8 protein-coding genes and 1 pseudogene are annotated in these 14,378 nt (G+C 52.8%); 1 reads left to right on the plus strand and 8 read right to left on the minus strand.

The genetic code is table 11. The features are described 5' to 3' along the window. Positions 1-24 precede the first annotated feature (24 nt). The 5 genes and pseudogenes from gtfA to BITS_RS07240 form a co-directional block, all read right to left on the minus strand. The gene (gene gtfA / locus BITS_RS07220; RefSeq protein ID WP_026641718.1) at positions 25-1,536 is read right to left on the minus strand and encodes a sucrose phosphorylase; all 1,512 of its coding nucleotides are present in this window, start codon (positions 1,534-1,536) and stop codon (positions 25-27) included. A gap of 204 nt (positions 1,537-1,740) precedes the next feature. Further along, positions 1,741-2,778 (minus strand): LacI family DNA-binding transcriptional regulator, encoded by a 1,038-nt coding sequence (locus BITS_RS07225; protein WP_026641719.1) that lies wholly within the window; start codon positions 2,776-2,778, stop codon positions 1,741-1,743. Between the two features lie 431 nt (positions 2,779-3,209). Next, positions 3,210-3,581: a fluoride efflux transporter FluC gene (locus tag BITS_RS09535; protein WP_026641720.1), complete on the minus strand. Its 372-nt coding sequence runs from the start codon at positions 3,579-3,581 to the stop codon at positions 3,210-3,212. A gap of 555 nt (positions 3,582-4,136) precedes the next feature. Next, a pseudogene (locus tag BITS_RS09650) lies at positions 4,137-5,096 on the minus strand (FluC/FEX family fluoride channel); the annotation flags it as partial. 43 nt (positions 5,097-5,139) lie between these two features. After that, entirely contained in the window at positions 5,140-6,441 is a 1,302-nt protein-coding gene (locus BITS_RS07240; RefSeq protein WP_026641721.1) for an adenylosuccinate synthase, read from the minus strand. 377 nt (positions 6,442-6,818) lie between these two features. Here BITS_RS07240 and fbaA point away from each other — a divergent pair, with 377 nt between their 5' ends. Continuing rightward, positions 6,819-7,883, plus strand: a complete 1,065-nt coding sequence (fbaA, locus tag BITS_RS07245) for a class II fructose-bisphosphate aldolase (protein ID WP_026641722.1) — start codon at positions 6,819-6,821, stop codon at positions 7,881-7,883. 217 nt (positions 7,884-8,100) lie between these two features. Here the strand turns inward: fbaA and BITS_RS07250 are convergent, their stop codons facing one another. From BITS_RS07250 to BITS_RS07260, 3 genes are read right to left on the minus strand one after another with little or no spacing between them, the layout of a single operon-like run. After that, positions 8,101-10,416, minus strand: coding sequence for a Cna B-type domain-containing protein (locus BITS_RS07250; RefSeq protein WP_044259655.1), 2,316 nt, complete (start codon positions 10,414-10,416; stop codon positions 8,101-8,103). Further along, complete coding sequence (locus BITS_RS07255; RefSeq protein ID WP_044259657.1) at positions 10,413-12,995, minus strand: hypothetical protein; 2,583 nt, start codon at positions 12,993-12,995, stop codon at positions 10,413-10,415. Before BITS_RS07255 ends, BITS_RS07250 begins: the two co-directional genes overlap by 4 nt. Continuing rightward, positions 12,902-14,158 (minus strand): hypothetical protein, encoded by a 1,257-nt coding sequence (locus tag BITS_RS07260; protein WP_044259659.1) that lies wholly within the window; start codon positions 14,156-14,158, stop codon positions 12,902-12,904. The genes BITS_RS07255 and BITS_RS07260 overlap by 94 nt, the downstream gene beginning before the upstream one ends. Positions 14,159-14,378: the final 220 nt, after the last annotated feature.

The raw sequence follows: 14,378 nt of genomic DNA on the forward strand, positions 1-14,378 counted from the left end.
TCAGAAAGATCGGCTGTCGCCTACTCAGGCTGCCACAGGTGGGTTAGCGATGACATCATCGGTGTAGTGTTCTCCAGCTGCATCAGTCCAACGCAGTGCGATCACTGAAGATTCATTATCACGTCCCAATCCGCGACCAGGTTCGAATTCAAGCGAGGCAGAACTATTGTCTCCCTGCCACTCGAATACAAGGGATTCACCTTCCTTGCGGTAGGAGAACTCACCGTCGAAGGCATCCAGGGTATTGCGCAGCTTGCACAGGGCATTCAACGCCTTGACCACAGGACGCTCAAGGTTTTCATCCACCTCTGCGGTGGAATAATAATGGCGGTTGATATCACGACCGACATTGGTGCGCTTGAGCAGGTCCATATCGTTGGCACCCGCCAAAGCTCCCACATAATAGACCTGAGGAACGCCCGGCACAAAGAATTGCACCGCTCTGGCAGCAATGTAATGCTGGTCGTTGCAACCCAACGCCGAATAATATGTGGAATTAACCTGGTAGAGATCGAGATTGCTGGCTGCTGCGCCGGTAGCTGCCTGCGATTCGCCATCCGTGTTCTTGTGGATGGTGTTCACCAATGAATCCACCGATTCATCATCCACCAAACCCTTCAGGCCGCGATCAAGCTGGTCTGAACCGATATCGATAACACCGATGCCGTCGTGGGTATCCAGCACGGTGACCGCATTATTGGGACGAACATCCACCCAATGCGCGACGGCGTCCACATCGCCTGTGAACAGCGAGTGCAGGAGCAGTGGCGGCAGAGCGAAGTCATACACGCGATCCACCTTCGAAGCGATTTCGATTTGCTTCTTGTAGTAGGAATGCACCTCGATAAGCGTTTCCAGACCTCGTTTGGTTCCTTCCTCCTTGATGCGCTCGATCAAATCGAAGGTCTTCGGAGTCATAAAGCAGCTGGTCTTGGCTTCCTTGGCCCCGTATCCGACTGCATCAAGACGTATGAACTTGACATGGCTTTCTGCAAGGCGATCAAGAATGGATGTCAGATAGCCCCAGCCTTCTGCGGAATCAGTGTCAATATCCACCTGCTGAGGAGTGAAGGTGGTCCAGACCAGACGGGTTTTGCCGGCCCATGTGTAGTGGGTGAAAGGCAGACCCGGGCGTGGACGGTAGATGCCGGCCAGATCCTCTTCGGTTGCACCATCGGGGAAAATGGTCGACATGGTCAAGAACATCTTGTAATACGGACTGGCTTCGCCATTCTTCATAACATCCTGGAATTGCTTGGATTCCCAAGACATATGGTTCACGATGGTATCCACCATGATGTCATGAGTCTTGGAAAGCTCGGTGACGTCATCCCAGCCTCCCAGTCTTGGATCGACCTGGGCGTGATCCACCGGATCGAAGCCCGCATCAGCACCGTCAAACGGCGTGAAGAACGGCAGGATGTGCACCCCCTCATACACACCGTCGAAGCGCGTACGCAGCACATCGGTCAGCGACTTGATGGTGCCATCTCCTAAACGATCGGCATAGGTGATGAGCTGAACTTTGTTTTTCATCGGACCTCCTTTGGCGCCTTAAGTACCGGTTGCCTCCGGTGATGACGGACACGTCAGCCTCATTGGTGATCGGCGCGTATTCCGGTATCAAACCGGTTCGATACAAGGATAGCACAAATTGAGGTAAATGCCATCCGACTCGCTCATCAAGCGTTTATTGGGTAACAATCGACCCTTCATGACGGCGATCCAATTGCCTTGGATTCACTGCTGTTTCGTGGTTTCACCAAGCATCAAACGCACCGGCACCAGATCATCCAGTTCTCCGGTATGGGACATCTGCATTGATGCGGTCTGCTTTCCTTCCATGGCTTCGACCATGCGTCGAACCGTAAGCTCGGCAATGGCATTGAAATCCTGACATATGGCGGTCAATCGTTTGCCTGCCGTATCCGCAAGATATGTGCCGTCATAAGCCACCACCTGCAATTCGTCCGGCACAGAAACACCACGTCGATGCGCCTCTTGCACACAGTACGCGGCGCCGATATCAGAACTCACCACCGCATCCACATCGTCAAAGCGATCGAAAATATCATGCATGGCGTGGGCGTATCCCCGCATGTCATTGACTTCGCCAGCTTCGATGTAATCGTATTTCACACCCTCGCGTTCCATACGCTCCTCCAGCGCGGCGTAGTAGCGAATGGTAGGGAACGTGGTTCCTTCCCCCTCAAGATCATGGAACTGCGAGCGCGGGCCACTGACCATAACCACATGGCGGGTACCCGAACGGATTAGCAGATCGGCCACCAGATTGCCGCCCTGTTCATGGTCGGAGCCCAAAGAAGGAATACCCGCGCCAAGATATCGGTCGAATGCCACCACCGGCCGGCCAATGGAACTCCAATAGTCCGGAGCATGCGCGGTGTGTGCTGCCATAATGATGCCGTCCATCATGTGTCTACGCAGCATATCGACATATTCAGCTTCCCCGTTGAGGGAATCAGTGGTCGAGCACAGCATGGTCCTGAAGCCCTTATTGGCCAGTTCCTGTTGGAGCAAGGCAGCAAGAGTCGCAAAGAACGGATGCCGTATGGTGGGCACAATCACCCCGATGATATTGGTGCGATCATGATAGAGATTGCGGGCAAGCTCATTGGGGATGTAATCCAAGGCTTTCATCGCCTTCTCCACACGCTTGCGCATATCCTCGGATACGTAACCCGTGCCATTGACCACCAATGACACCGTACTTACGGAGACGCCGGCTTTTTTGGCCACGTCGCGCATTCCTACCATCATGCACCGCCTTTATTATTCCAGGATGTCGCATGCTTCACCTTGTGGGCAGCCGCATTGCAAACGCCACAATATATGCATCTGCAAGTTATTCTACTATCGAACCGGTACGATATGCCAAATGTGACACAGGTGACAAATCTATGCGCCGAAAGTCAACGTCCTGAAAACCCGCATTCTGCCCAGATTGGGCATTGCGCGGCATGCGCCGCAATGCTGCTTGCTCGAGACTCGTCTAACCGCCCGTATGCAAAGTTGCATACTTGCTCGCTCACTTACTTACGCACACTCCTATGCCCGCATGACCGAGCATAGGACCAAATGCCCGTATAACCACAGCTCATGTAGACATAACACATATCCCGCATGGCCACACGCTACGACTATTCATTTGTCCAAGCGAAGTATTGGCTCCCTCATCAACCTGATATTCAACACGTCATGGCGACACCCCAGCCCGCAAAAGCGCAGCCCAGAGGCACCAGCAAAGTCAGCGCAGCGTATGTAAGCGCCAAGGCTATGTTCTTATGCTGGGACAGCGAGACAATCTGACCTGTCGCCGAAGAAAACGTCGACAGGCCGCCCAAAAATCCGGTCACGAAGAGCAGATACGTGCTATGAGGAACAGTGACATTGGCATATGCTCCAGCGGCAATCCCTGCACAAAACGCTGCAGTCACATTAATCAGAAAAGTGCCAAGCGGAAACGCACGTTTCCACTGACGCTGTATCGAGGTGTCCAGCACAAATCTGGCAACCGCTCCAAGACCGCCGCACAGGCATACCGCCATGAATTCAACCATCATCGCACCCTCACCGGTCATGGGGTCGGCAATCACATCGATCTCCGCGGTTATGGGATCCGGCTCGAATGATGGCGGCTTCTGCCTAGCATCACCGGCATGGACTGCGGAAGCGTTCACCTCTGCATCGGATGCAGAGCCCTCCATCGCAAGATTGGCTCGGATGCCAGTAGCAGAACCGTCCTTCTGGGCATAACCATCCGCCTGGCGTTGCACCGGATCGTTCCTTGCAATGGTTTTGCCGTCATGCTCTCGCAGTCCGTTCGTTGAACCTGGATACACTTGTTCGTCGGCTGAATTGATATTGTCTCCCGCCGATCCTCTAGATATTCCGTCCGACATTTGCCCAATGCCATGGTGCTGTGAAGAAGGCATGGATACGCCATATTCCTGTTCCAGCACTTGAATCGCTTGTCGAGCCAGTCTCGCTTGCGGATATTGTGGGCGTTGCATCGCACGCATCGACGAAAGTTCATTCATGCGTTTGGCCACATCCCTCAGAATCGCGACTTCTCGTTGGGAGGCAAGACGTTTGCCGCACCAGACGCCGAGCCCGGCGAATACGACGCCAAATACCATGCTCAGCACTAGATATATTGCAGGTTGAATGATATCCCCGCCCTGCATTGTGGTCATCGTTTCCAAGACCAGCGTCGACAAGGTCGACAATCCGCCGCAGAAACCCACTCCCATGCCGCGACTGAATAACGCCCGATTGCGCTTTCGCATCCACACGGCATGAGACATATATTCCGAAATAACAGCCAGAGCGAAGCACGCGACCATATTGGCCACAAAAGTCGCCACATGCATGATATCGGAATTGACATGCAACAATGACGCCAAGCCATATCGTACGGCTGTTCCTGCGGCGCCGCCGAAGAATACGACCACATACATGGGAAAATCTGCAAGTGGATTGAATTTGGCTTGCATGCGCTTCATAGGAGCCAAAGGCACTTGCGGAGGTGCGGGGTCCGCCGATGCACCGGTAGGCTTGCCACTTCGCTTGACATCTTCAATCCGGAAAGTCGAAGTCTCAGGGTCGGCATTGCCTTGTTGCTTCGCCTCCTCGTCAGGCTGGGTCAGCATAGCGACAACATCCAAGTCCGGAGCCTCAACAGGCACCGGTTTGCGAAGCGTCCAGGGGCCGAATGATTCAGACAAACCGGCAGCAACGCCTGAAGCCGTGGACGTGCCGATATCCGCTTCACTCTGGGCATCGCCATCTGCAGCAGTGGATGCACCACTCAAAACCGGATTCTCGTCTGGCTCGTCATCGGTAGTCCCTTGACGCAAAGTTGGCACTTCAAGATCTGCCATATGCAATATGCGAGAACCATCGTCATGTTCATCGCCTGTCGCATCGACCAATGCGACGGAGGCATCGCCGGATTCATTCGCGTCATGTTTCACAGCCCGCATATGCGTCTCAGCACTGTCTCCTTCGACAGTTGAATGCGGCGCTTTGCGGGCTGCAAGCCGACCCTTAAGGTCATCATCATTCGTTGTCATATCGCTAAGTTGGAGGAAAAGAGCGCTCTATCCAATCCGCAAATCAGTCGATCAGGGAGTGGATTTCGATGATATGGTCGCGCTGCGGGCCGGTACCGATCGCGGAAATACGGCAACCCGAAAGCTCTTCCAAACGCCTGACATAGCGTTGCGTAGTCTCAGGCAGATCATCGAAACTGTGAATTTGCGAGATATCCTCATCCCAACCCGGCATGGTCTCATACACCGGTTGGGCCGCTGCGAATTGAGACTGGTCGACAGGCATGTCTTCAAGACGAATATGCGTGCCATCTTCCTGCTCAACGTCATATGCCACGCAAATCGGGATTTCCTTCAGTCCTGTGAGCACATCCAGTTTGGTCAACACGATATCGGTAAGCCCGTTGATGCGTGAAGCATATCGGGTAACCACCGCATCGAACCACCCGCAACGGCGGGGACGTCCGGTTGTCACACCGAATTCATGACCCTGCTTGCGCAGCCATTCACCCTGCTCATCGAAAAGCTCGGTCGGGAACGGGCCTTCGCCAACACGAGTGACATATGCCTTGGCGACGCCGATAACACGGTTGATCTTGGTCGGTCCGACACCGGTACCGGTGCATGCGCCGCCGGCCGTCGGATTTGATGACGTCACGAACGGATACGTGCCGTGATCGATATCCAGCATGGTCGCCTGACCACCCTCAAACAGGACGGTCTTGCCCTCATCCAAAGCCTTGTTCAGCACCAGCGACGTGTTGGCAACATACGGGCGCAAGCGCTCACCAAGCTGCAAAAGCTCTTCAGTGACGGCATCCACCTCAAGCGGACGACGGTTGTAGAGCTTGACCAGCATCTGGTTCTTCTGGTGCAGGCTTGCCTCAACCTTGTCGCGAAGATGGCTCTCATTGAACAAGTCGTGCACGCGTATGCCCACACGATTGATTTTGTCCGCATACGTAGGTCCGATGCCACGGCCGGTCGTACCGATTTTGCGCTTGCCCAAGAAACGTTCCGTCACCTTGTCGATAACGCGGTGATATGGCGCAATAATATGTGCACCTTCGCTCACCAGCAAACGGGAGCAGTCCACTCCGCGCGATTCAAGAGCGTCGATTTCCTCGAACAGCACCTCAGGATCGACAACAACTCCGTTGCCGATAATAGGAGTGACATTCGGGCTCAGAATGCCGGAAGGCAACAGATGCAATGCATAGGATTCGTCGCCCACAACCACTGTGTGACCGGCATTATTGCCGCCATTAAAGCGAGCAACATAGTCTATTTTCGTTCCAATGAGATCTGTGGCCTTGCCTTTACCTTCATCTCCCCATTGGGCACCGATAAGAACAATTCCGGCCATCATGCACCTCCGCTATGCGTTGTGTTGTGCGCGTATTTGCACACCTGTCGCCGCGACTAGCATACTGTGAAGCCTCTACTGTTGGTAAGCAACGTGTGGCTTGAACAGGGCTTTACATCGAATATCTGGACACCATGCTTCGCCTGTGCAAGAGGTATTTCTTCAAACTCCTGAGCATTGGGGAGCGCTCGTTGCACATGCATTCGATCAAAGACCTCAGCGGTGGTGGATTTGCTCGGCATCAAGAGGATTGCTGCGTTACCGAGCTGTGCTACGTTGCAACGCCGATAATGCACGCCATTCGCTCTTCATTGGACGTGATGAAACTCTCAGCGTATGCATTTCCCTTGGGCAGCATAAAAGGCGATAATGAAGTCATGACTATTGCAACCCCGGAACGTTATGCCGAGATGCTGGATGCAGCACGTCGCGGCGGTTATGCTTTTCCTGCTATCAATGTCACCAGTACCCAAACATTGAACGCAGCTTTGCAGGGTCTTGCTGAGGCTGAGTCTGACGGTATCATTCAGGTTTCAGTGGGCGGCTCCGCATATTTCTCCGGACAGGCAGTGAATAATCGCGTCACCGGTTCTTTGGCCTTTGCCTCATTTGCCCATGAAGTGGCCAAACAATACCCGAATATCACGGTCGCTTTGCACACGGATCACTGCGCGAAGCAGTATCTCGATGACTGGGTACGCCCATTGCTCGCACACGAAGCCGATGAAGTTGCTCACGGCAAAGAACCCTCATTCCAATCGCATATGTGGGATGGATCCACTGTTCCGTTGGGGGAGAATCTCGATATTGCCGAGGAGCTTTTGGAAAAATCAGTGAAGGCCCGCACCGTTCTGGAAATCGAAATCGGCGCGGTCGGAGGCGAAGAAGACGGTCATTCGGCCGAGATCAACGATAAGTTGTATTCCACTCCAGAAGATGGAGTTCGAGTCGCACAGCGTCTTGGTCTGGGCGAACGCGGGCGATATATGGCTGCATTCACCTTTGGCAATGTGCACGGCGCGTACAAACCGGGTGTCGTAAAACTGCGCCCGGATCTACTGGGCGAAATTCAGGCGGAGGTCGCCAAGGAGTTCTCTTCATCCCTTTCTTCTTCCGATATTACCGATGATGCTGCACGCGAAAAGCCCTTCCTTCTGGTCTTCCATGGCGGATCGGGCTCTTTGCCAGAGGAAATCGCCACTGCCGTCCGTCATGGCGTTGTGAAAATGAATATCGACACCGACACCCAATACGCTTTCTCAAGGGCCATTGCCGGCCATATGTTCGCCAATTATGACTCGGTACTCAAAGTGGATGGCGAAGTGGGCGACAAAAAGCTGTACGATCCGCGTTCATGGGGTCGTGAAGCCGAAAATTCCATGGCGCAGCGAGTGGTTGCCGCCTGCCAACAACTCGGCTCAGCTGGACGTGCACTGAAATAAGCCCGCAGGTTCACCCCCAAACGGCTCCCAGCCGAGATTGCGCGATACGTCAGTGCAACTTGCGTTACCCAGTGAATCGCGAATTCCGGCTGTGTTCTTGCGGCGTATGCGAGAGCGGGCTGTGATGGGATCGAATTCCCATCACAGCCCGCTCTCGTTTCTGCACCTAGTGCCCAGTGCCTAGATCCACGCTAGGCACTGGTTTGCGCAGCCAATATCATTTGCCGTGTCGCGCACGATAGCTGTTGCGACGCAATCCCATCACGACTGCACCTACGACCAGGCACATTGCCGCAATCGCCACCAAGACTCCGACTTGAGAACCTGTATTAGCCATACGCTTCGGCGTGTTAGGCACCTCCACAACAACAGGTGGGATTTCTGTGTTGGTTACAGTCAGCCCGTTCTCTTGCTTGGTGTACCCATTTGGTACTGAATCGACGCCATCCGCATTCACCTCGCGTACGCGGAAGGTGTATGCGTTACCTGCTTCATCGGTCTGCTCGACGTCCTTCCATTCAGCGACGGTATTGCCATTGGCAAGCTCCGCTGGCTTCACTTCCGGCACTGCGTCCCAATTCTTCCCATCGAGACTACGTTCGAGCAAGAAATAGATGGTCGGGCGCTGAGCGTGCTGTGTGCCGACCCATACCTTATTTGCGGTGACATCAGCCTTCGGAATCACATAGGTATTGGTGACAGTAAATGAATCACCCTGCTCTCCCATGGCATAGCTTGCCACGTAGTTGCCGGCAACATCGACTTCCAACACGGTGTATGCATAAGGCTGCGCCGCACTATCCGTAACCGGCACGCCCTTCCACACATAAGTCAGTCCGCTCGTCTCTACAACATCGCCCACATTTTCCGGCTCTCCACCATTCAATGTGCGCTGCAATTGCAGGCGTACCTCACCGTGATCGGAATCCGTGCCATCAACCCACACCTTATTGGCTGTGATATCCATGGTCGGCACCACATAGGTATTGGCTACCGTAAGCGTGCCATCCTCGGCAGTCCCGTAGGAAGCCTCATAATGAGCAGGGATCTGAGTCTCGACAACCGAATAGGTGTATACATTGCCCTTGCTATCGGTTTGGTCAACGCCTTGCCAAGTGTAGGCCAAGTCGCTGGTCTCGACCACATCGCCAACGCTCTCGACCTCACCACCGGCTATGCTGCGCTGCAATTGCAGTTTCACTTCGCCATGATCGGCATCGGCGCCATCGACCCAAGTCTTCTGAGCCGTGACATCGCGCTTGGGAATCACATAGGTATTGGTCACCGTCAGTGAACCATCCGCAGTAGTGCCGTAGCTGACAGCATAGTTTTCGGGCACCTGCACTTCCACAACCGAATAGGTGTAGAAATTAGCCTTGTCATCGGTTTGATCCAAATCCTGCCAAGTGTATGTATGGTCCGCAGTCGTTACCGGATCACCGATATTTTCGGCTTGTCCGCCAGGTAGGCTTCTCTGCAATTGCAATTGGACCTCGCCATGGTCGGCGTCGGCGCCATCCACCCACTGCTTATTGGCGGTAACACTGATCTTTGGAATGACATAGGTATTCGTCACTGTGAACGAACCATCATTCTCACCCATTGCGTATGTCGCCACATAATTACCAGCCGTATCTATTTCCTTGACGGAATATGTGTATGGCTTGCCTTTGATATCAGTAGATGGCACACCCGTCCAAATGTGAGCCAGGCTTTCGGTAGTGATCACATCGCCAACATTTTCCGCGGTACCGCCAGGCAGAGTTCGCTGCAGTTGCAACTTCACTTCGCCGTGGTCAGCATCTGCACCATTCACCCACACCTTCTGCGCAGAGACGTCCATTGTGGGAACCACATACGTATTGGTGAAGGTAAATGTCTGTGTTGTTTGAGCCTTATCCTCTTGTGAAGCTACCGTCGTTTGGTAATTGGCATGTGAATCAACTTCGCTGACCGTGTAAGAATATGCCTTTCCGTTTCCGTCATAACGATCCAGATCGGCCCAGTCATAGCTGAGATCCTTCGTGGTGACAACATCGCCAACTTTCTCAGGATCACCGCCATCCACAGATCTCTGCAGTTGCAATTTGACCTCACCGTGATCAGAATCGGCACCGTTCACCCACACCTTGTCAGCATGAACTTTTCTCAGAGGTTCAACGAAACCAGCATTGACGCCTCCTGCCAATTCAGAAGCGGCACCAGTTATTGCCAATTGTGCATAGGAACTCATTCCAACAGCGCTGGTCACATAATTGCCTGAAGCATCGGCAGACACATCCGAATCGGTATCCGATACCTCCGGAGAGACACCCGAAGCTTTTGTTGCCTTTTCGAATCTGGACAGCGTGTTTCCGGAGAATCGAGCCGCTATGACTTCACCATCAGGCACCACATCAAACCGGTATGCACCTTGTTCATCAGTCACGACGCCGGACGAACTTTGCCGCGCGGTTTGATTTGCACCAAAAGCATCGCCATTGGCGTTGGCGGTGATAGTCTCGCCATCCTTATCGATAAGCTCTACAGTCACACCCGGAATGGCTTATCAATACCAGCTTCGTATACGCCATCGCGATTCACATCATTAAACGCAATACCAGAAATTGACTTGGTTGGCACTTTCACGATCGCCTCATTCGAGATGAGAGCACCATCTGTTGTGCCGGTGTGTGAATAGCTCGCATCATTGGTCAGCACATCACCATGAGCTTGGTTGAGATTCAAACCAATCGCTACTGTGCTGCGTTCAAACGGCGCCAATTGATCGGTGCCCCATACCAACGCTGTGGTATTGGTATCGATTGCATATTTGCCGTCTTCGCCAACCGTCACCTCTGTCCACGTCACTCCACAGGTCTCGAAACTGGTGGCACGAGTGCTCGGCGCAATAGTGTCTCCGAAGGATCGCGCATCGCATGTCGCTGAATTCACCACATCTGTGGTTGCAAAGAGGCGCATCGGTTTGCTCTTGGCATCACCAGACTGCGCACGCATGGTAAGCGTAACCTCGCCCGATAATGTGCTGTGATTAGAAACTCGCTGGGTACCTCGGTTGTCACTATTGTTTGGCAGAACATCCAACACATAAAGGTTGATCATGTTTTGTCCCGCTGTTTCAACTGTGGTATTCCAAGACTGCTGATCTGTGACCTTGCCATTTTCTACCAACAACGGGCTTCGCACCGACTGTTGGATTCCAGCTCGTGCAGTACCAACGATATTGGTGATGTACTCACCATTGGACCAGCCATTTGAAAATACCATTACTGCTCGTCGGACTGACTGCGCAGGAATACTCAAATCTCCTGCGTTGTAATACCGTGAGCCGATGGACACATCCTTGGAATAATCAGATTCATCCCCCAGATATGCACGGTAATACAAGCGATATCGGCCAGTTGTTGGCACAGAGAAATTGCTTGGATCCACTGGCGTTCCACCAGTAAATGTCCCAGGCTTCTGTGGATCCGGGGCCGGGGTGTAAGTGACTGGATTATCTGGGGTATCCAGCAAAACCTCACCGTATTGATAGGTTTTATCGCCCCTCACAAACGGGTATCGAGGAGCCCAGGTGCTATCAGCTCGATTCAACAAACCCTTGAGCTCAAGCGGCTCATCACTCAATTTACCGGTGACGTCGAATACCAAGACCCTATCTTCAATACGGTTTCCGGAAGTGACATCGAAGGTTTTCTGCACTCGCCCGCCATGTTCCTCAATATTGACAAGCCTGGCATCACTACCATTCAATATTCGCGTAAAATCGCCCTCAGTACTTCCTGAAGGATTCACCACCTGCACCTTGGCACCTATGACACGAACCGAATCACCGTAGTATTCGATTTCGTTTTGCTTGGGAGCGGCGGCTTCATCATCCCAAGTATCCTTCATATAGCTGCGCTGAGCAGGATCGGCAGCCGATGTGTTATTCGGATCATCCCACGGCAGCAGCAACATGTTATTTGCGATAGTGGTGTCGCCCCATGTGTTTTCCGCGACAGCACTTCCATTTGTGTCTTTCCAAGTGTCATCGACGCCGGGAACGCTGTTGCCTGTCCACACTCGATAGTCAGTAGTGACGGCAGCAACCGTGTCCGGCTCGCCATCCAATGTATAAGGAATCCGTGAAACCCCTAGGAATACTCCGGAAGACCAAATACCTCCACGGAACTCGATAAGTACGCCGACAATGGTTCCGGCCTGAGCAGCGGCTTCTTTTGTGGGGTAGTACCTCAGCTGATAATCCTGAGTTTGATCTCGCTCGACATCGGATGCCCATGCGCTACCATCTGGCTTCACGGCCCACAACACATTGGGTTCTATGCGCTTGCCATTGGTCTCATTCAGATATCCACAGCTACCCATGCCTAATCCTACTCCACAAATAGTGGGATTACCTGTGATGTGGAAGGCATCGTCGAATTTGATGAGTTGGTTCATTGCGCGTACGTCATAGTCGCGAATCGAACTGGTTTTATTCGGCTCATACGTTTGACCAGGTGCAGCAAGATAACTCCACATGGTGTTTCCCTCACCATTGGCCATCATCTGTTTGGTCTGTTGATATGCAGAACCATAATTCGGAATTGATGCCGCGAGCTCTTTGCTGGCAACACCAGTCCAACCGGTTGCGACGGTAATGCGATTGAAGCCGCCTTCGCCTTCAGGAAGATATCCAATCGGATATGTGTTGACGTTGTTTGCACCATCGCTATCCTTCAGATCCGCGCCAGACATGCTCTTTCCGGTGAGATCCGAGACCTTAATGGTGAAGGATCGACCTGTATCGCGGGTATCAGATGTCACAACAGGAACAAAGTACTCTGCCCATACTTGTGCCGACAAATAGTCAGCAGGATTTTGATCTGCAAGCTTCACCGAGACACTGGTCTCGTTGACATCACCACTGAAGCTGTATGCATGTGGCGGATTATCCCCTTCAGACTTGGGATAATTACCGCTATTCACATTCATTTCGGCAATCGCTTCGATTCCCAAGCCCATATCGTCATCTGTTACCACGCCCGTGGCAAGCTGTGAAATGGTTGTGGGTGAAGTTGCCGAGCGGATGCCGATGAGCACCGGCTGGTTCTCTTCGGTATCATCCACTCCCCCGGTTGTTTTGATCTGGGTTGTGATATTCCAAGTAATCGGAACGGTGGGTCGATACGCTCGCTTCCTGCCGAAGTCGGTCTCACACCCATATTGACACCGTATAAACGTCCGTATACCCATCCGTCGCCCGCGGGCTTGGACAGAGAGAATTGCTTGGTCTGAGCGTTGTAATACCCGGAATACCAAGGATCACTGTCAGTGGTCACGAGACGTCCCGGTCCGACAAGGTCGAATACCGGCTTTGCCGTGAATTTGATATCACGTGATGTGGTATTGACCGTGTTCTGCTCCCCATCAGCCCACAGCCAGATATCCTCACGAATGGTGACCGCATCTCCGTCAGTCACATTCTTGCCAATTATGGAGAGGCTATTCTCAAACTCCCCTGGCATCACGATGGCATCTTCACTACCGGTTACTTTCAGACGCCCTTCGATAACCCAGTTTCCATTCCCATCATCCTTGGCGCTTACCGTGCGGCTGCCCGTATTGAGATCCTTGATTGTTCCTGAGCTTATTTCCAAAGTACCCAACGAAGCTGTAGTTTTGGGCAATGTCAAGCGGTATCCAAGCCATACCGAGGTTGCCGTAACGACAGGGGTTTGCTTGGACGCCATACTGATATGGCTAGTCAAATTCACAGATTTATTCGGCTCCACTTCTATCACATCATTGTGAGAAGTCTCATCATCCAGATATCGCAGGAAGTGACTTTCCAAACGGCCAGATCCTGGCTGGTAATCCGAGCCGGAGGCATCGATTTGATCTTGCGAAGGAGCGGGAACATATTCACGATCCTCCTGTGGTGCGGCACTTGCGCTAGGCGCTAGCTGCTGAGGGGCTAGCGAATCATTCGAATCATTGCCGTTTTGAGCGCTGTCCCCTTCGCTGCTATTGGTGTCCGAATCCGCAGACCCGCCACTAGCATCTCCGTTATTTTGCGCTTCACCCGTGGCGCTTCCATTCCCGCCAGCATTATCGTCGGAATCGCCCGCCGATGGATCATTGGAATCCTGAGGCTGAGTGTTCACTGTGACACTGCTATTAGTTGAACTATTGGCATCATCCGCCCATGCTGCAGAAACAAGACCAAGCCCGCCCATAGTCATTCCAGCGGCCATGGCTACAGCAATGCACTTCGATATCAATTTTTTCATACCGAGTCTCTTCCTTCTCTACATTCAATTCTTCACCCTTCGCACCTCATCAACGCCGCTAGGGTACGAACCGATTTTACCATCGACATGGACCGAAACTCCATGATATTTTCATTGCTGAAAACTTTGTAACTTCACTGTTTTGAAACTCTTGACATGATGAACATCCATAACCGACTGGGGTCGGCGTGGAGCCCCTGAAATATGCAATTATTCGGTT

Source organism: Bifidobacterium tsurumiense (assembly GCF_000741765.1).
GTDB classification, from domain to species: Bacteria; Actinomycetota; Actinomycetes; order Actinomycetales; family Bifidobacteriaceae; genus Bifidobacterium; species Bifidobacterium tsurumiense.